Annotated in this window: 16 protein-coding genes; 9 read left to right on the top strand and 7 right to left on the bottom strand. The window is 60.4% G+C overall.

Annotated elements, in window-relative coordinates; all coding sequences use genetic code 11:
• Positions 1 to 6 precede the first annotated feature (6 nt).
• Complete coding sequence (gene mrcB / locus NL116_RS26945; RefSeq protein ID WP_494374780.1) at positions 7 to 2,331, bottom strand: penicillin-binding protein 1B; 2,325 nt, start codon at positions 2,329 to 2,331, stop codon at positions 7 to 9.
• A 118-nt stretch (positions 2,332 to 2,449) separates the two neighbouring features.
• Here mrcB and NL116_RS26950 point away from each other — a divergent pair, with 118 nt between their 5' ends.
• From NL116_RS26950 to NL116_RS26960, 3 genes are all read left to right on the top strand, one after another.
• Complete coding sequence (locus NL116_RS26950; RefSeq protein WP_494374781.1) at positions 2,450 to 4,006, top strand: bifunctional aminoglycoside phosphotransferase/ATP-binding protein; 1,557 nt, start codon at positions 2,450 to 2,452, stop codon at positions 4,004 to 4,006.
• 90 nt (positions 4,007 to 4,096) lie between these two features.
• Positions 4,097 to 4,441, top strand: a complete 345-nt coding sequence (locus tag NL116_RS26955) for a pentapeptide repeat-containing protein (RefSeq protein ID WP_494374782.1) — start codon at positions 4,097 to 4,099, stop codon at positions 4,439 to 4,441.
• A gap of 220 nt (positions 4,442 to 4,661) precedes the next feature.
• Positions 4,662 to 4,934 (top strand): TfoX/Sxy family protein, encoded by a 273-nt coding sequence (locus NL116_RS26960; RefSeq protein ID WP_007948654.1) that lies wholly within the window; start codon positions 4,662 to 4,664, stop codon positions 4,932 to 4,934.
• A 239-nt stretch (positions 4,935 to 5,173) separates the two neighbouring features.
• Here NL116_RS26960 and NL116_RS26965 read toward each other — a convergent pair whose 3' ends face one another.
• Genes NL116_RS26965 through NL116_RS26980 form a run of 4 tightly spaced genes read right to left on the bottom strand, consistent with a single transcriptional unit; the run spans position 5,174 to position 8,718 of the window.
• Positions 5,174 to 6,025, bottom strand: coding sequence for a ChaN family lipoprotein (locus NL116_RS26965; protein ID WP_494374783.1), 852 nt, complete (start codon positions 6,023 to 6,025; stop codon positions 5,174 to 5,176).
• Between the two features lie 19 nt (positions 6,026 to 6,044).
• Positions 6,045 to 6,812, bottom strand: a complete 768-nt coding sequence (locus NL116_RS26970) for a heme ABC transporter ATP-binding protein (protein WP_494374784.1) — start codon at positions 6,810 to 6,812, stop codon at positions 6,045 to 6,047.
• Complete coding sequence (locus NL116_RS26975) at positions 6,812 to 7,849, bottom strand: FecCD family ABC transporter permease (protein WP_494374785.1); 1,038 nt, start codon at positions 7,847 to 7,849, stop codon at positions 6,812 to 6,814. Before NL116_RS26975 ends, NL116_RS26970 begins: the two co-directional genes overlap by 1 nt.
• Positions 7,846 to 8,718 carry a heme/hemin ABC transporter substrate-binding protein gene (locus NL116_RS26980; RefSeq protein ID WP_494374786.1) on the bottom strand — a complete coding sequence of 291 codons (873 nt, stop codon included), beginning with the start codon at positions 8,716 to 8,718 and terminating at the stop codon, positions 7,846 to 7,848. Before NL116_RS26980 ends, NL116_RS26975 begins: the two co-directional genes overlap by 4 nt.
• 165 nt (positions 8,719 to 8,883) lie before the next feature.
• On the opposite strand from NL116_RS26980, the gene NL116_RS26985 reads away from it, so the two are divergent.
• Entirely contained in the window at positions 8,884 to 9,201 is a 318-nt protein-coding gene (locus NL116_RS26985) for a Rieske (2Fe-2S) protein (RefSeq protein WP_494374787.1), read from the top strand.
• Here the strand turns inward: NL116_RS26985 and sfsA are convergent.
• Together sfsA and NL116_RS26995 are read right to left on the bottom strand one after the other, a co-directional pair.
• Positions 9,198 to 9,911: a DNA/RNA nuclease SfsA gene (gene sfsA, locus NL116_RS26990; protein ID WP_494374788.1), complete on the bottom strand. Its 714-nt coding sequence runs from the start codon at positions 9,909 to 9,911 to the stop codon at positions 9,198 to 9,200. The two genes, NL116_RS26985 and sfsA, sit on opposite strands and share 4 nt — an antisense overlap.
• Positions 9,911 to 11,083, bottom strand: a complete 1,173-nt coding sequence (locus NL116_RS26995; RefSeq protein ID WP_494374789.1) for a pyridoxal phosphate-dependent aminotransferase — start codon at positions 11,081 to 11,083, stop codon at positions 9,911 to 9,913. Before NL116_RS26995 ends, sfsA begins: the two co-directional genes overlap by 1 nt.
• A gap of 332 nt (positions 11,084 to 11,415) precedes the next feature.
• On the opposite strand from NL116_RS26995, the gene dksA reads away from it, so the two are divergent.
• The 5 genes from dksA to NL116_RS27020 all read left to right on the top strand — a co-directional run bounded on the left by dksA (position 11,416) and on the right by NL116_RS27020 (position 17,485).
• Positions 11,416 to 11,856: an RNA polymerase-binding protein DksA gene (gene dksA / locus NL116_RS27000; protein WP_027924150.1), complete on the top strand. Its 441-nt coding sequence runs from the start codon at positions 11,416 to 11,418 to the stop codon at positions 11,854 to 11,856.
• A 93-nt stretch (positions 11,857 to 11,949) separates the two neighbouring features.
• Positions 11,950 to 12,834, top strand: coding sequence for a tRNA glutamyl-Q(34) synthetase GluQRS (gene gluQRS, locus NL116_RS27005; RefSeq protein ID WP_494378143.1), 885 nt, complete (start codon positions 11,950 to 11,952; stop codon positions 12,832 to 12,834).
• Between the two features lie 77 nt (positions 12,835 to 12,911).
• Positions 12,912 to 13,088 carry a hypothetical protein gene (locus tag NL116_RS27010; RefSeq protein ID WP_003176118.1) on the top strand — a complete coding sequence of 59 codons (177 nt, stop codon included), beginning with the start codon at positions 12,912 to 12,914 and terminating at the stop codon, positions 13,086 to 13,088.
• Positions 13,072 to 16,026 (top strand): sensor histidine kinase, encoded by a 2,955-nt coding sequence (locus NL116_RS27015; protein WP_027924152.1) that lies wholly within the window; start codon positions 13,072 to 13,074, stop codon positions 16,024 to 16,026. Before NL116_RS27010 ends, NL116_RS27015 begins: the two co-directional genes overlap by 17 nt.
• Positions 16,027 to 16,048: 22 nt before the next feature.
• Positions 16,049 to 17,485 (top strand): sigma-54-dependent transcriptional regulator, encoded by a 1,437-nt coding sequence (locus NL116_RS27020; RefSeq protein WP_494374790.1) that lies wholly within the window; start codon positions 16,049 to 16,051, stop codon positions 17,483 to 17,485.
• Positions 17,486 to 17,573: the final 88 nt, after the last annotated feature.

The raw sequence follows: 17,573 nt of genomic DNA on the forward strand, positions 1-17,573 counted from the left end.
CTTTGCTTAATTCATCCAGCCCTTGACCCAATCCATCACCGTTTCGCCGGAAACAGGGCTTTCGCCACCGCAAGCCGCACCGGGAGGAGGTTCGCTGCCGCGAATATACGGCATCTGTACAGCGCCTGGGCAGTTGGCGTCAGAGCCTTGCCCGGTACGCGAATCGACCCAGGCCTGAACAACGTTGTCCGGTTGCGGCATGTCCAGCGGCAGCGGGTCGGCTTTTCGCATGAAGCTGGTCCAGACCTGCAAAGCACCGGTCGCGCCGGTGAATGGCGTCTTGCCGTTGTCATCGCGGCCGAGCCAGACCACCGCCAGCAAGTCCTGACTGAATCCGGCAAACCAGCTGTCTCGCGAGTCGTTACTGGTACCGGTCTTGCCGGCCAGGGTCAGGGTTTTCGGCAACACGTTGTAAACCGAACTGCCCGTACCTTCACGCATGACCCGTTGCATGGCGCTCTGGATCAGGTAAATGGAGGCCGGATCAAAACGCTGCTCGATCTGGAACGGGTAGCGCTTGAGCGGCTCGCCTTCGGCAGTCAAAACGCTACGAATCCCGCGCATCGGCGTGTTGAAACCACCGTTGGCCAGCGTCTGGTACATGGTCGCCACTTCAATTGGCGTCATGCCGCCGGCGCCCAGCAACATCGATGGGAATGCAGGGAAGTCGCGGGTCACGCCCAGACGAGCGAGGGTCTTGAGGACGTTCGGTACACCCACTGCCAGGCCAAGACGCGCGGTCGACAAGTTGTAGGAATGCGCCAGCCCCTGATACAGGAACACCGTACCGTGGGAACGACGATCGTAGTTCTGCGGTTTCCAGACCTGACCGTCCGCGCCTTTGACCGAGAAGGACTCGTCCGACAGCCAACTGGTCAAGGTGTACTGGGTGGGTTTCTCAAGTGCCGTCAGATAAACCGCCGGCTTGATCAACGAACCTACAGGTCGCACCGCATCCAGCGCACGGTTGAAGCCGGCGAAACTCGCCTGGCGACTACCGATCATGGCCTGTACCTCACCGGTTTCCGGGTTGGTCACGACCATGGCCGCCTCAACGTCATCCGAACCCTTGCGACCGGACAGCCGCTTGAAGGTGTCGTTGACTGACGCTTCGGCTTTCATCTGCAGAATCGGGTCGAAGCTGGTAAAAATCCGCAGGCCTTCTTCGGTCAAGTCTTCATCGCGGTAGTCTTCGCGCAACTGACGTTTAACCAGATCGAGGAAACCCGGGAACGAGCTGTCGGCCAACTTGCCGCGCGTCGTCACACCCAGTGGCATTTGCTTCGCCGCGGCAACTTGTTCGGCGGTGGCAACGCCCTGCTGCTCAAGAACATCGAGCACCAGGTTGCGTCGCTCAAGCGCACGCTCAGGGTTGCGACGCGGGTTGTAGTACGACGGCCCTTTGACCATCCCCACCAACAGGGCAACTTGATGCAGTTTCAGTTCGGACAATGGCTGCCCGAAGAAGAACTGGCTGGCCAGACCGAAACCGTGCACTGCGCGCTGGCCGTCCTGACCGACGAAGACTTCGTTGAGGTAAGCCTCAAGAATTTCCCGTTTGTCGTAATGCAACTCAAGCAACATCGCCATCATGGCTTCGGTGAGTTTACGGGTCAGACTGCGTTCGCTGGTCAGGTAAAAGTTCTTGACCAACTGTTGCGTCAGGGTACTGCCGCCCTGGGTCATCTTGCCGCCAGAGGTGTTGACGTAGACGGCGCGGGCAATCGACTTCGGTGACACGCCCCAATGACTATAGAAATCCCGGTCTTCCACGGCGACCAGGGTTTCCAGCAGGTACGGCGGTACCTGATCGATTTTGATCAGGATGCGGTCTTCGAGGTTTTTCGGGTAAATCCCGCCGATCAGCAGCGGCTCAAGACGCACCACCGACAGCTTCGAACCGTTGGTCGCCGAAAGCTCGGCAACATAGTCGCCAGAGAAACGCACGCGCACCGGCTGGGGTTTCTCCAGACCTTCATAGAACTGGAAGCCACGGGTATTCAAATCAACGGTGTTGCCGCTGACCGCCGCAGCACCGGGGCCATTGCTCACGCTTTCGCGGCGGTAGCCCAAGGCGTCGAGCTCGGTGAGGAAGTCATCCTTGCTCAGCTTCTGGCCGGTAAACAGTTCCAGCGGGCGCGCATACACCTTGGCCGGGATCGTCCAGCGCTTGCCGGAAAACTTTTCCTGGACGATAGCGTCGAGGTAAACCGCGAATCCGGCGAGCACCACCAGGCCGACCAGACTGAGTTTAAGGGCCCAGCCCAGCCACGGGCTCAGGCCCCTGGAAGGTGGTTTTTTGGGAGTGCGGGGGGATCGAGTACGAGTCATGGCGGCGGATTATACGCACTTTATTGATACTCAACAGACGCCCTCCGAGGTTTGCGTCAGGCGGACTTGCGGCCATAATGGCGGCCTTGAATTTTTCCCAGTCTTTGAAGGATCGCCTGTGAGCCAGTCCCTGATCGCCGCTCTGCAAAACCCGGCCCTCTACCCGCATCCGGTAGACGGGTTCCAGGTCATCGAAACCCATATTTCCTGGGTCATCCTCACAGGTCCCTTTGCTTATAAAGTGAAGAAGCCGGTGAATTTCGGCTTCCTCGACTTCACCAGCCTCGACGCCCGCGAGCACTTCTGCGGCGAAGAACTGCGCTTGAACCAGCGTCTGACCAACGATTTGTATCTGGAAGTGTTGCCAATCACTGGCAGCGCCGAAGCCCCTCAATTCGGTGGCGATGGCCCGGTGGTCGATTTCGCCCTGAAAATGCGTCAATTCCCACAAAGCCAGTTGCTCAGCACCCTGCAGGCCAATGGCGAACTGACCACTGCGCACATCGACGAGATGGCCGCGCAGATTGCACAATTCCACCTCAACGCGCCGAAAGTGCCCGCCGAACACGATGCAGGCACCCCGGACAGCGTGATGGCGCCGGTACGCCAGAACTTCGAACAGATCCGCCCGTTCCTCAGTGACAAGGCCGACCTGGTGCAACTCGACGCTCTGCAAGCCTGGGCCGAGAGCAGCTTCGAACGCCTCAAGCCACTGTTCGCCCAGCGCAAGGCCGAAGGCTTCATTCGTGAATGCCACGGTGATATCCACTTGGGCAACGCGACCGTGATCGATGGCAAGGTCGTGATCTTCGATTGCATCGAATTCAACGAACCGTTCCGTTTCACCGACGTCTACGCTGACACCGGTTTCCTGGCGATGGACCTGGAAGATCGTGGCCTGAAGAGCCTCGCGCGCCGTTTCGTCAGCCAATACCTGGAACTGACCGGCGACTATCAAGGCCTTGAACTGCTGAACTTCTATAAAGCCTACCGCGCACTGGTTCGCGCGAAAGTCAGCTTGTTCAGCATGCCCGCCGAAGCCGATCCGGTGCAGCGCGCAACGACCCTGCGCCAGTACCGCAACTACGCCAACCTCGCGGAAAGCTACAGCACCATTCCTTCGCGCTTCATGGCGATTACCCACGGCGTATCCGCTGTTGGCAAAAGCCACGTGGCCATGCGCCTGGTCGAAGCACTGGGCGCCATTCGCCTGCGCTCGGATGTAGAACGCAAACGTCTGTTTGGTGAACAAACCGTAGCAAATGATCCGCAAGCCGGCATTTATAACGCGCACGCCACTGCCGCCACCTACAGCCGCCTGCATGAAATCGCCGGAATCATCCTGCGCGCCGGCTTCCCGGTGGTGATCGATGCCACTTACCTCAAGCGCGACCAGCGCGACGGCGCGGCGAAAATCGCCGAGGCCACCGGCGCGCCGTTCCTGATCCTCGATTGCCATGCGCCGCAAGCCGTGATCGAAAGCTGGCTCGCCCTGCGCCAGGCGGACAAAAAGGACCCATCCGACGCCAACCTGGCCGTTATCGCAGCCCAGCAAGCCAACCGTGAAGCGCTGACGCCCGCTGAGATTCTGTGCAGCAAGCGCGTCCAGACCAATGAAAGCGGGACCCTCGACACCGTTGTTGCGCAAATCCGCCAACGCATGCCAGGCCTGTAAAAACTATTTCAGCCGTGAAGCCTTCCCTGGCTTCACGGCTGTCAAATAGTGGCACTATACTGGCGTCATAAAACCATCAGGTGATGCGACATGAGCCAGCCCAAACTTCTCGATACCCCGCTGTATGCCTTGCTGCACAAAGACGACATCGCAGGATTCAACAATGAGCGGCCCAAAGACGGACCTATCGACATGGTCGGTGGCGATTTCCGGGGCCTGGACTTGCGTGAACTGAACGCCGATGGCGTCGACTTTACCGATGCCTATTTCCGCTCCGCCGATTTGCGCGGCATCGACTTTCGCAGCGCACAGTTGGAAGGCGCCAGCCTGGCCCATGCACAGATCTCCGGCGCGTATTTTCCGGCAGAGCTGAGCGCGGACGAGATCCTCATGTCGATGAACTTCGGCACACGCCTGCGGTATCGCACTCGCTAAAAACGACGTCTTACCCTGACACGTCCAGCGCCCTCGCTTTGCGCTGGATGCCATGTGATCGCCGAATACCCACTTCTGTCGCCCCCTCCCAACCTGTCTTTGCCTCGTCCTCTTAGAAGCTTTTGCGTCGAAACCGACCAAACAATCACGCTTTTCCTACTGATGGCTACACTCCTGAGAAGCTCGCCCACGCAACGTTCGGCCATCGCAAGGAGGCTTGATGAATGATGAACTGCAACACCTGAAGAATCTTGGCAAGACGTCGGCGCAGTGGCTGCATGCCGTGGGCATCCACAGCGCCTCGGATTTGCGTCGCCTCGGGGCGGTGGATGCTTATCGGGCCGTGCGTACGCGCGGGTTTCGGGCGTCAAAGGTGTTGTTGTATGCGATCGAAGGTGCACTGATGGATGTGCACTGGAACGACATTCCGGCCGAGCGTAAAGAAGCCTTGAACAAACAGCTGGAAGCGATTTCATCGCGCCACAAGGCCTGAAGGCATTGGCGTTGAACCCATCTGACGAGGCAGCTCAAAGAAACTGAAAAACAGCGATTGACATGGTAATGAGAATCGCTATGATTAGCACCAACTGGTCGCGAGACTGGTCGATATTTGAAAAGCCCTTGGTTCGGACTCTCAGATATCTCCTCATCAGGCTAATCACGGTTATTTGACCCGGCTCTTGCCGGGTCTTTTTTTGCCTGTGACTTTTTTGCCTTTGAAAGCACCGGTCGTTACTTGCCGAACTGCTTACGCATCTGCGCGCAGTAATCCTGAGGCGGTGAAGCCGGCGTGTACCAGACGTAATCAGCCATAGCCGCTGTCACCTCGGCCCCCTGCTCTGCCAGCAGCAACACCGTCGGCGCTTGCGCCTGCCCCAAATCCAGGACATGGAGAGGCACACCAACGTCCTTGCGCGCGTGATAGGCACCGGCAAACAGCAATGAAGGCATCGGAGCTGCCAGCAAGCGCTCGGCCATGCGCCGGTCTCGTTGCCGCTGGACCGCCAACATGGCGGGCATTTGTGAAGTGGGCAGCAAACCGCAATGGGAGTCACTGATTTCTGCCAGCAACTCATCCTTGACCGAAGCCGCGTTGGAGCGCGAGCCGCTCAATGCCGGGGGTTTTGCGTAGACCGCACGAACATCGAGGTTGTCCAGGTTGGCCGCCAGCAGCGGATAGGGCTGAGTCAGCGCGAAACGCACGATCGGCCCGTAAAGTTCCCAGTCCCATCCCTCCTGCCAAGCCAAGGCAGCCGGCAAATCGGCCGGAGGCGTCGAGGCATGACGAACATCCTCGACACGCGGCTGCTGATCCGGCGTCAGCATTTCCAGGAGCAAACTGCCCTGTGGCCGTTGCTCGCCGAGCGACTGCAACAACCACAGTTCTAGCGGGTGGTGATCGCGATTGTCATGCTGCTCGCCGACGATCAGCCGCGCAGGCTTGGCCAGTCGCCCAAGCAGTTCCTGCGCCGTCAGGGTCTGCCCGTTGCGCAGGTCACGGATTTCACCGTTGACCGGCGGTGGCACCGCAACATGCTGGCAGGCACCCAAGAGCAATACGGCCAGCAGTAAAATCCCACGCATGTTCACCTCGATGACAGTCTCAGCGGGCGATGATCAGCGGATGCCCACGCTCCGGATGCTGCTGCACCAACACTTCCAGCCCGAACACGGCTTTGAGCGGCTCTGGTTTCAGGACCTGCTCCGGAGTGTCCAATGCCACCGGACGCCCCCCCTCAAGCAGCAACACGCGATCACAATAGCGCGCCGCCAGGTTCAGATCATGCAGGATGACCAGAACAGCCGCGCCGCGATCGGCAAACTCGCGCACCGCTTGCAGGGTGGTGTGCTGATGTAACGGGTCGAGCATCGAGGTCGGCTCATCGAGCAACAGCGTCTGTCCCGCCTCCCCCGGCCAGAGTTGCGCCAACACCCGAGCCAGATGCACCCGCTGACGCTCGCCGCCGGACAGGGCCAGGTAGCTGCGACCACTCAGGTGTTCGGCATCAGCGGCGTGTAGCGCGGCGGCGACGATCTCGTCATCGCGCACTCGACCGCTTTGATGAGGCAATCGCCCCATGCCCACCACCTCTTCAACGCGAAAGGCAAAGTCCAGGGTCGACACCTGCGGCAGCACCGCCAGTCGTTGCGCACGCAGCGATGCGGCCCAGTGACGCAACTCGCGATCATCGAGCCAGACGCTTCCATGATCGGCCTGCAACTCGCCGCACAAGGCACCAAGCAAAGTACTTTTGCCGGCGCCATTGGGGCCGAGCACGCCCAGCACCTCGCCCGGCCGAAGCTCAAGCGTGATGCCCGCCAGCACAGTCTTGGTGCCGCGGCGGATGTGCAAGTTCTGCGTGCGCAACATCAGGCGCGCCTCCGGAGCAACAAGAACAGAAAGAACGGCGCACCGATAAAGGCCGTAACAATGCCGATCGGTAATTCGGCCGGTGCCAGGGCCAGTCGCGCCACCAGATCGGCAAACAATAGAAGACTGGCACCGGCGAGTATCGAAGCGGGCAATAACACTCGATGATCGGGACCGGCGAGCAAGCGCACGAGGTGCGGCACCACCAGACCGACAAACCCGATCATCCCCGCCGCCGCCACCGCCGCGCCAACCCCCAGTGCCGTACAGAACACCAATTCGCGCTTGAGCCCTTCGACGTCGATGCCCAGATGACCGGCCTCCGACTCCCCCAGCAGTAACGCATTCAGGGCCTTGGCCCGACGCGGCAACCAAAGCGCCACCCCCGCGCTGACCAGCAGCAACGGCCAGAGCCGCGCGTAACTCGCGCCATTGAGGCTGCCCAGGTTCCAGAACGTCAGCGTACGCAACGTCGCGTCGTCTGCCAGATAGGTGAACAACCCCACCGCCGAGCCCGCCAACGCGGTCAATGCGATACCGGCCAGCAGCATCGTCGCGACGTTCGTCTGGCCGTTACGTCGGCCCAGTCGATACACCAGCGCCGTGACCCCGAGCCCACCGAGAAACGCACACACCGATAACAGATAAGGCCCGAAGGACTCAGGCAACCCGCCAAACGCCGAGCCGCCAACAATCGCGATGGCAGCACCCAATGCCGCGCCGCTGGACACCCCCACCAACCCCGGATCAGCAAGAGGGTTACGAAACAGCCCCTGCATCGCCACACCGGACAGCGCCAGCACGCCACCCACCGCCAAGCCCAACAAGGTTCTCGGCAATCGAATGTGTCCGACGATCAATTCGGCTTGCTCCAGCCCATCCGGCGCAATCGGCAATCCGGCCAGGCGCAGCGCTGCGTGCAAGGTGTCGAGCAACGGCAAACTGACCGGCCCCAGCGCCAGCGACAGCCAGATCGCCAGCGCACACAGAAGGCTCAGACCAATGAACAGGGCACGAGGCTTAACCAGGACGGTCATTGACCGGCCGTGCCAGGAAAGAATCCGTCAGAAAGCTTTTTGAGGCTGTCCGGCAACCGAGGGCCGAGCCCGCCCACCAACAACGTCGGATCCAGCTCTAAGACCCGTCCGTCCTTCGCCGCACGCGTCGAGGACAGCATCGGGTTTTCCTTGAACAACGCGGCACGCGCCGCATCCCCCGTCAGCGCCCGGTCGGCAAACACCAGCACCTCGGGGTCGAGGCTGATCAGCGACTCGACAGAAAACGGTTTGTAGCCGGTATGCGTGGCCAGATTGTGGCCGCCAGCCTGGCGCAGCAGCCAATCGGCGGCGGTGTCCTTGCCAGCGATGAGCGGCTTGCCGCCCGCATGGCCGAGCAGCAACAGCACACCCGGTGACGGTTGCGTCAGCTGTGCCTTGGTCACGCGGATTTTTTGCTGATCGAGTTGCTCCTGGTAACGCTGGTACGCTTGAACAGCCTGCGCTTCAGCGCCCAGCAATTTGCCCAAATGCTGCAAGTTGCCCTGCAACGTCGGTAGATCCGGCTGCGCCGAGAACAGCTCCACCTGCACCCCCGCGTTACGAATTTGCGCGAGCACGGGCGACGGTCCCATTTCTTCGGTGCCGATGAGGATCTGCGGGCGTAAGCTCAAGATGCCTTCCGCCGACAGCTGCCGCTGATAGCCAATGCTGGGCAGCGCCTTGAGGCTTTCTGGATGCTGACTGGTGGTGTCGACACCGACCAGTTTCGATTCGCCGCCCAGCGCGCTCACCCACTCGGATAACGCGCCACCGGCACTGACCCAACGTTGCGGCAACTCGGCCGCTGCGCCGTGGTGACTGACGAGAAGTCCGACACAGAGCGCAACAACGCGGGTACTCAAGCGCATAAACAGCTTCCTTAATAGTTTTCCCAGACATCGAGATGACAGGCCAAGTATCCTCGGCGTCTGGCACCCGCACCCGACGGGCAAGATGGCCATTTGATAATTGTTTGCATTTGAACGTCAAGCTCGGACATATCTGGTCACGAGGCGCAGGATTAAAGGATAGACATGAAGTTTCTTTGTACAGGCGCCGATTTGGCTGACGCCAGCAGTCGCGGTTTCGATATAGACGGGCAGAAGCTCTTCGCCGTACGCCGGGGCGGCCAGGTCTATGTCTACATCAATCGCTGCCCGCACCGTGGCGTTGGTCTGGAATGGACGCCGGACAGCTTTCTCGATCCCAGCAACAGCCTGATCCAGTGCGCCACCCATGGCGCACTGTTTCTGATCGAGGACGGCGAGTGCGTTTCGGGCCCCTGCGCCGGTCAATCGCTGACCTCCGTGCCCTGCCGTGAAGACGCACAAGGCGTCTGGGTCAGCCTTTAACCGTTGAGCAGCACATCCAGACGTCGGTCAACCACCATTTCTTCATGAGTCAAACGCACGCCATAGGCCAGCACCTCAACCCCGCATGCAACGGCCTCACGCAAGGCTGCCGCGTAGGCCGAATCGATTTCTTCTGCAGGACGCACCGCATCGATGCCGGTCAGGTTGACGCAATACAACTGCACCGCGCGAATCCCGTCCCGGGCCAGGTGCGCCAACTCACGCAAATGCTTGGCCCCGCGCTGAGTCACCGCGTCCGGAAACGCGGCCACCGATGCCCCGTCGAAGCCCAGGGTGACGCTTTTGACCTCCACATAGGCCGGGCCGCTGGGGTATTCGAGGCGAAAATCGATGCGGCTGCTTTCCTGCCCGTAGGCGACTTCGCGCCTCAGTTCGGTAAAACCGTTCAGTTCACTGATGACACCGGCACGCAGCGCCTCTTCGATCAAACCATTGGCGCGCCCGGTGTTTACGCAAAACAAGCGCCCTTGCGGGGTTTCGCCAACTTCCCAGGTGCCGGGCAACTTACGTTTGGGGTCGTTTGAGCGGCTGAACCAGACTTGCCCGCCTTCGACCTGACAATTGAGCATCGAGCCCGTATTGGGACAATGAATGGTGATCAACTCGCCGCTAACGGTTTCGATATCGGCGAGAAAACGCTTGTAACGTCGAATCAGGCGACCTTCTTCCAGGGGAGGATGAAACCGCATCAGCCTTGCCAGCTCTTCAGTCCGCGAGCAATGCGCTCGACCGCTTCCTGCAAACGCGGCAGGCTTTGGGTGTAGGCAAAACGCACGTGATGCCCGGCCTGATAGCGACCGAAATCCAGCCCCGGTGTAATCGCCACGTGTTCAGTTTCCAGGAAGTGCCGGCAGAACGTGAAGGCATCACCGCCGAACTTGCTGATATCGGCGTACAAATAGAACGCACCCTCCGGCTCCACGGCAATCCCGAAACCCAACTCGCGCAAGGCCGGCAGGAGAAAATCGCGACGACGACCAAATTCGGTGCGACGCTCTTCGAGAATGCTGATGGTCGCTGGCTCAAAACAGGCCAGAGCGGCGTGCTGAGCCATGCTCGGTGCGCTGATGTAGAGGTTTTGCGCAAGCTTTTCCAGCTCGCCGACGGCCGCTTCTGGCGCCACCAGCCAGCCGAGACGCCAGCCGGTCATGCCGAAATACTTGGAAAAACTGTTGAGCACGAACGCACTGTCATCGACTTCCAGCACGCTGGCGGCATCGGTGCCGTACGTCAGGCCGTGATAGATCTCGTCCACCACCAGATGACCGTGACGAACCTTGATCGCCTCAGACAGCCCCGCCAGCTCGTCGCGGGTCAGGATGGTCCCGGTCGGATTGGCCGGAGACGCCACCAATGCACCGACGCTGTCGTGATCCCAATGCCGGGCGACCAGATCAGGGGTCAGTTGATAACGCACGTCCGGCCCCACAGGCACCAGCTGCGCCGCGCCTTCCACCAGTCGCAGAAAGTGCCGGTTGCAGGGATAGCCCGGATCCGCCAGCAGCCAGTGTTTGCCCGGGTCCACCAGCAAGGCACTGGCCAGCAACAGGGCGCCCGAACCGCCGGGGGTGATGAGGATGCGCTTGGGGTCAATGTTCAATCCGTAACGCTGTTGATAAAAACTGGAGATGGCTTCGCGCAACTCGGGAATGCCCCGCGCAGCGGTGTAACGGGTCTTCCCCGCCGTCAATGCGGCCTGGCCGGCCTGGATGATCGGCTCGGCGGTGGTGAAGTCCGGCTCGCCGATTTCCAGGTGGATCACGTCGTGGCCAGCGGCCTGCAGTTCATTGGCCCGCGCCAGCAGCGCCATGACATGGAAAGGTTCGATCGCACGACTGCGAGCACTGTAGGACTGGGCCATTAGCCTTCCTTCGACGGGAAAAGAACCGATTCTACCCAAGCGCAGGAACGAGCGAGAACATAAAGCGGTCAGACGCCTTAGAACCCTGGCCATAAACGACTCAAACGAGTACTCCAGGTTTGACTAAAATCAATATTTGATCAGGCCTCCAACACCACCAGGCAAGGCTTTGCAATGATTTGCAAGTTCCGCGGGCCACTACCTCGACATCCGGGAGTAGCGCGCCCCGATTTGATCTGGTAAGTTCGCCCGCTTGCAGCCGCAGGGCCGGCAGGTGTCGGTGATGGAGCAATCCTGCGCAATGGATTACAAGAGTAGAGGCGGTCTATTTCATGTCCACCCAAGCAAAGCAGCAAACCACGACGATCAGCGGCTTCGAACCCTACAAAGAAGTAAAGGGCGAGGAATACATGGGCAAGCCCATGCGCGCTCACTTCACCAAGATCCTGAACAAGTGGAAACAGGACTTGATGCAGGAAGTCGACCGTACGGTTGATCACATGAAGGACGAAGCGGCCAACTTCCCGGACCCGGCAGACCGTGCCAGCCAGGAAGAAGAGTTCAGCCTTGAGCTGCGCGCCCGCGACCGCGAGCGCAAGCTGATCAAGAAGATCGACAAGACGCTTCAGCTGATCGAAGACGAAGAATATGGCTGGTGCGAGTCCTGCGGCGTCGAAATCGGCGTCAAGCGACTGGAAGCCCGCCCTACCGCCGACATGTGCGTTGACTGCAAGACCCTGGCGGAAATCAAGGAAAAGCAAGTCGGCAAGTAACGTCGACTTGAACGAAAAACGGAGCGTGCGAACGCTCCGTTTTTGTTTCTGATATTTGCCTCTGCGAAAAGTAACACTGCCCTCATGACTGCCATCACCCCCACCTACATCGGGCGCTTCGCCCCCACGCCCAGCGGCCATCTGCATTTCGGCTCGCTGGTCGCCGCGCTGGCCTCATACCTCGACGCCCGCTCGGTAGGTGGTCGCTGGCTGATGCGCATGGAAGACCTCGACCCGCCGCGGGAAGAGCCCGGCGCACAGGCAGCGATTCTCAACGCACTGGAAAGCTACGGTTTTGCATGGGACGGCGAAATGGTCCGCCAAAGCGAGCGCCACGAGGCTTACGCCGAAGAGCTCAATCGCCTGTTCAATCACGGCCTCGCTTACGCCTGCACCTGCTCGCGCAAGCAACTGGAGCCGTATCACGGCGTTTATCCGGGACTGTGCCGCAACGCCGGCCACGGCACCGAAGACGCAGCCATTCGCCTGCGCGTACCCGAACTGGAATACCACTTCATCGACCGCGTGCAAGGCGAATACCGCCAACATTTGGGTCGCGAGGTCGGCGACTTCGTGATTCGCCGCCGCGACGGGCTGTACGCTTATCAACTGGCCGTGGTGCTGGACGATGCCTGGCAAGGCATCACCGACATCGTGCGAGGTGCCGACCTGCTGGACTCGACGCCGAGACAGCTCTATCTGCAAGAACTGCTCGGCCTGCGACAACCACGCTACTTGCACATCCCGCTGATCACCCAGCCCGACGGTAACAAACTCGGCAAGTCCTACCGCTCGCCACCGCTGACCGAAGATCAGGCGACACCTTTATTGCTGCGTGCATTGCGCGCACTCGGACAAAACCCCGGCACCGAACTGGCTTACGCCAACCCACGGGAAGTGTTGAACTGGGGCATTGTCCACTGGGATGCAGCACTTATCCCGCGCACACTGAGCCTGCCCGAGGCGCAACTGCAGTGATCGCACTTGCAGTGGCGCGCCCATCCGTTACCATCGCCGCACGTTTTCGGGCACGTGCATAAAGAAGAGAGGCAGGGATGTACATCTATCGCTTGGTCCTGCTCCTCGTAGTGGGGATTTATCTGTTTTCCCCAGCCATCATGGATTGGTGGATCGACGCCACCGGCGCCTGGTATCGCCCTTATCTGCTCTGGCTGATTCTGATCGTCGTGACCTTCATCCTGCAGAGCCAAAAAGATGCCGATGAGCTTTAGCCTGACCCAGATGATCCTGATCAGCGCCGCGTACCTGGCGGTGCTGTTCGGCGTGGCCTGGGTCAGCGAAAGGGGCATGATCCCCCGAGCGATCATTCGCCACCCGTTGACGTACACGCTGTCATTGGGCGTTTACGCCAGTGCCTGGGCGTTTTACGGCACGGTGGGTCTGGCCTATCAGTACGGCTACGGCTTCTTGTCCAGTTACCTCGGGGTTTCCGGCGCATTTTTGCTGGCACCGGTGCTGCTGTACCCGATCCTGAAGATTACCCGCACCTATCAACTGTCGTCGCTGGCCGACCTGTTCGCGTTCCGCTTCCGCAGCACCTGGGCCGGCGCGCTGACCACGATTTTCATGCTGATCGGCGTGTTGCCCCTGCTGGCCCTGCAGATTCAAGCGGTCGCCGACTCCATCGGCATCCTCACCCGCGAACCGGTGCAGCATCGGGTCGCCCTGAGCTTCTGTGCACTGATTACCCTGTTCACGATCTTCTTTGGCTCGCGCCACATCGCGACCCGCGAGAAACATGAGGGCCTGGTGTTCGCCATTGCGTTCGAGTCGGTGATCAAGCTGATCGCCATCGGCGGCGTCGGCCTGTATGCGTTGTACGGCGTGTTCGACGGCCCGCAACAGCTGGAACTGTGGCTGCTGCAAAACCAGACCGCCCTCGCCGCCCTGCACACGCCGCTGCAAGAAGGGCCGTGGCGAACGCTGCTGCTGGTGTTCTTTGCCTCGGCGATTGTGATGCCGCACATGTATCACATGACCTTCACCGAAAACCTCAACCCGCGCTCGCTGGTCAGTGCGAGCTGGGGCTTGCCGCTGTTCCTGCTGCTGATGAGCCTGGCAGTGCCACTGATTCTCTGGGCCGGCCTGAAACTCGGCGCCACCACCAACCCCGAATACTTCACGCTGGGCATTGGCATCGCCGCCAACAGCAAGGCCTTGGCACTGCTGGCGTATGTCGGCGGTCTGTCGGCGGCGAGCGGCCTGATCATTGTCACCACGCTGGCGCTGTCAGGGATGGCCCTGAACCACCTGGTGTTGCCGCTCTATCAGCCACCGGCCGAAGGCAACATCTACCGCTGGCTGAAGTGGACTCGCCGGGCGCTGATCGTCGCGATCATCATGGCCGGCTACGGCTTCTACTTGCTGCTGGGTGCAGAACAGGATCTGGCGAACCTGGGCATCGTCGCGTTTGTCGCCACGTTGCAGTTCCTGCCGGGTGTGCTGTCGGTCCTGTACTGGCCGACCGCCAACCGTCGCGGTTTCATTGCCGGTTTGCTCGCCGGGATTCTGGTGTGGCTGGTGACCATGCTATTGCCGCTGGTGGGCAATCTGCAGGGTTTCTACATCCCGCTGCTGAACATGATCTACGTACTGGACGACACTAGTTGGCACATGGCGGCGATTGCCTCGCTGGCCGCCAACGTGCTGATGTTCACCTTGATCTCGCTGTTCACCAACGCCAGCCCGGAAGAAGCCAGCGCCGCCGAAGCCTGCGCCGTGGACAACGTGCGTCGCCCGCAACGTCGTGAGCTGCACGCCGCGTCGCCTCAGGAATTCGCCACCCAGCTGGCAAAACCCTTGGGCGCCAAGGCCGCACAGAAAGAAGTCGAACAGGCGCTGCGTGATCTCTATCTGCCTTTTGACGAGCGCCGGCCTTACGCCTTGCGCCGCCTGCGTGACCGCATCGAAGCCAACCTGTCCGGCTTGATGGGCCCGAGTGTGGCGCAGGACATGGTCGAAACCTTCCTGCCCTACAAGGCCGGCGGCGAGAACTATGTCACTGAAGACATTCACTTCATCGAAAGTCGACTTGAGGATTACCACTCGCGCCTGACCGGCCTGGCCGCCGAGCTCGACGCCCTGCGCCGCTACCATCGCCAGACCTTGCAGGAACTGCCAATGGGCGTCTGCTCCCTGGCCAAGGACCAGGAAATCCTCATGTGGAACAAAGCCATGGAGGAGCTGACCGGCATTGCGGCGCAACGCGTGGTGGGATCGCGCCTGAGCACCATTGCCGATCCGTGGAAAGAATTGCTGCAAGGTTTCATCAATCTGCCGGACGAGCATTTGCACAAACAGCATCTGGCCCTCGACGGTCAGACCCGTTGGCTGAACCTGCACAAAGCGGCGATCGATGAACCGCTCGCACCGGGAAACAGTGGCTTGGTATTGCTGGTGGAAGACCTGACTGAAACCCAGATGCTTGAAGACAAACTGGTGCACTCCGAGCGTCTGGCCAGTATCGGTCGACTCGCCGCGGGCGTGGCCCATGAAATCGGTAACCCGATTACCGGCATCGCCTGCCTGGCGCAAAACCTGCGCGAAGAACGCGAAGACGATGGCGAGTTGAAGGAAATCAGCGGGCAGATCCTCGAGCAGACCAAACGTGTGTCGCGCATCGTTCAATCGCTGATGAGCTTCGCCCATGCCGGCAGTCATCAGCACAGCGATGAGCCCGTCTGTCTGGCCGAAGTGGCCCAGGATGCCATCGGCTTGCTGGCCCTGAACCGACGCAATTTCGAAGTGCAGTTCTACAACTTGTGCGACCCCGATCACTGGGTCGAAGGCGACCCGCAGCGGCTTGCACAAGTACTGATCAACTTGCTCTCAAATGCACGCGACGCCTCGCCTCCCGGCAGTGCGGTGCGGGTCAAAAGCGAAGCCGGCGAACATACGGTCGATCTGATCGTGGAAGACGAAGGCAGCGGTATTCCGAAGAACATCATGGATAGATTGTTCGAACCTTTCTTCACCACCAAGGATCCTGGCGAAGGCACCGGTCTGGGCCTTGCACTGGTCTATTCCATCGTTGAAGAGCATTATGGACAAATCACCATCGACAGCCCGGCTGATGTTCAAAGCCAACGCGGCACCCGTATCCGGGTGACCTTGCCGCGTCATGTCGAAGCGACGTCCGCTGTGAACTGAGACCGTCGAGAGTATCGAATCAATGCCGCACATTTTGATCGTCGAAGACGAAACAATTATCCGCTCCGCCTTGCGCCGCCTGCTGGAACGTAACCAGTACCAGGTCAGCGAAGCCGGTTCAGTGCAGGAAGCACAAGAACGCTTCACCATTCCCACGTTCGACCTGATCGTCAGTGACCTGCGTCTGCCGGGCGCACCGGGCACCGAGTTGATCAAACTCGGCCAGGGCACGCCAGTGCTGATCATGACCAGCTACGCCAGCCTGCGTTCGGCGGTCGACTCGATGAAGATGGGCGCGGTGGATTACATCGCCAAGCCTTTCGATCACGATGAAATGCTCCAGGCTGTCGCCCGTATCCTGCGTGACCGGCAATCGTTGCCGGCCGGTGGCGAAGCGCCTGCTGGCAAAGCCACCAACGGCGCTGCGAAAGCGGGCGTCGATAACAGCAACGGCGAAATCGGCATCATCGGTTCGTGCCCGCCGATGCAGGACCTTTACAGCAAAATCCGTAAAGTCGCGCCAACCGATTCCAACGTGTTGATCCAGGGCGAATCCGGCACCGGCAAAGAACTGGTGGCGCGTGCCCTGCACAACCTGTCGAAGCGCGCCAAGGCGCCGATGATTTCGGTGAACTGCGCGGCCATACCGGAAAGCCTGATCGAGTCCGAATTGTTCGGTCACGAAAAAGGCGCATTCACCGGCGCCAGCGCCGGTCGTGCAGGCTTGGTGGAAGCAGCAGACGGCGGCACCCTGTTCCTCGACGAGATCGGCGAACTGCCTCTGGAAGCCCAGGCTCGCCTGCTGCGCGTACTGCAGGAAGGCGAGATTCGCCGCGTGGGTTCGGTGCAATCGCAGAAGGTCGACGTTCGTTTGATCGCGGCAACGCACCGGGACCTCAAGAGCCTGGCAAAAATCGGCCAGTTCCGTGAAGACTTGTACTACCGCCTTCACGTGATCGCCTTGAAACTGCCTGCGCTGCGTGAGCGGGGTGCGGACGTCAACGAAATCGCCAATGCCTTCCTGGCGCGACAGAGCGCGCGGGTCAACCGCACCGACCTGAAATTCGCCCCGGATGCCGAGCAGGCGATTCGTCATTACTCCTGGCCCGGTAACGTTCGCGAGCTGGAAAATGCGGTCGAGCGCGCGGTCATCCTGTGCGAGAGCCCGGAAATTTCTGCCGAGCTGCTGGGTATCGACATCGAACTGAGTGGCTTGGTAGAGGACGAGTTCATCGGCCTGGCACCGCAACAGGGCAACAATGGCAGCAACTCCAGCCATGAACCGACCGAAGACTTGTCACTGGAAGACTACTTCCAGCACTTCGTGCTCGAGCACCAGGACCACATGACCGAAACCGAGCTGGCGCGCAAACTCGGGGTCAGCCGCAAATGCCTGTGGGAGCGCCGTCAGCGCCTGGGCATCCCGCGGCGCAAGACCGGGGTCGCCAGCGAAGGCTGAATGTCACCTGTCTGATGCGTGGGTAACACGTGACTTCGTGAAAAAACTGTTACCTCAGATTTTTCACGTAACAGAAGCCGGGGCTTAC

This window comes from Pseudomonas sp. FBCC-B1667 (assembly GCF_059133255.1).

Excerpts from the sequence above, each read along its gene's own strand:
- NL116_RS26955 (WP_494374782.1), top strand. The coding sequence starts at position 4,097 with ATGAGCCAGCCCAAACTTCTCGATACCCCGCTGTATGCCTTGCTGCAC.
- NL116_RS26975 (WP_494374785.1), bottom strand. The coding sequence starts at position 7,849 with ATGACCGTCCTGGTTAAGCCTCGTGCCCTGTTCATTGGTCTGAGCCTT.
- sfsA (WP_494374788.1), bottom strand. The coding sequence starts at position 9,911 with ATGCGGTTTCATCCTCCCCTGGAAGAAGGTCGCCTGATTCGACGTTAC.
- NL116_RS27010 (WP_003176118.1), top strand. The coding sequence starts at position 12,912 with ATGTACATCTATCGCTTGGTCCTGCTCCTCGTAGTGGGGATTTATCTG.
- dksA (WP_027924150.1), top strand. The coding sequence starts at position 11,416 with ATGTCCACCCAAGCAAAGCAGCAAACCACGACGATCAGCGGCTTCGAA.
- NL116_RS27020 (WP_494374790.1), top strand. The coding sequence starts at position 16,049 with ATGCCGCACATTTTGATCGTCGAAGACGAAACAATTATCCGCTCCGCC.
- NL116_RS26980 (WP_494374786.1), bottom strand. The coding sequence starts at position 8,718 with ATGCGCTTGAGTACCCGCGTTGTTGCGCTCTGTGTCGGACTTCTCGTC.
- NL116_RS27015 (WP_027924152.1), top strand. The coding sequence starts at position 13,072 with ATGCCGATGAGCTTTAGCCTGACCCAGATGATCCTGATCAGCGCCGCG.
- NL116_RS26970 (WP_494374784.1), bottom strand. The coding sequence starts at position 6,812 with ATGTTGCGCACGCAGAACTTGCACATCCGCCGCGGCACCAAGACTGTG.
- NL116_RS26960 (WP_007948654.1), top strand. The coding sequence starts at position 4,662 with ATGAATGATGAACTGCAACACCTGAAGAATCTTGGCAAGACGTCGGCG.
- NL116_RS26985 (WP_494374787.1), top strand. The coding sequence starts at position 8,884 with ATGAAGTTTCTTTGTACAGGCGCCGATTTGGCTGACGCCAGCAGTCGC.
- NL116_RS26965 (WP_494374783.1), bottom strand. The coding sequence starts at position 6,025 with ATGCGTGGGATTTTACTGCTGGCCGTATTGCTCTTGGGTGCCTGCCAG.
- mrcB (WP_494374780.1), bottom strand. The coding sequence starts at position 2,331 with ATGACTCGTACTCGATCCCCCCGCACTCCCAAAAAACCACCTTCCAGG.
- NL116_RS26995 (WP_494374789.1), bottom strand. The coding sequence starts at position 11,083 with ATGGCCCAGTCCTACAGTGCTCGCAGTCGTGCGATCGAACCTTTCCAT.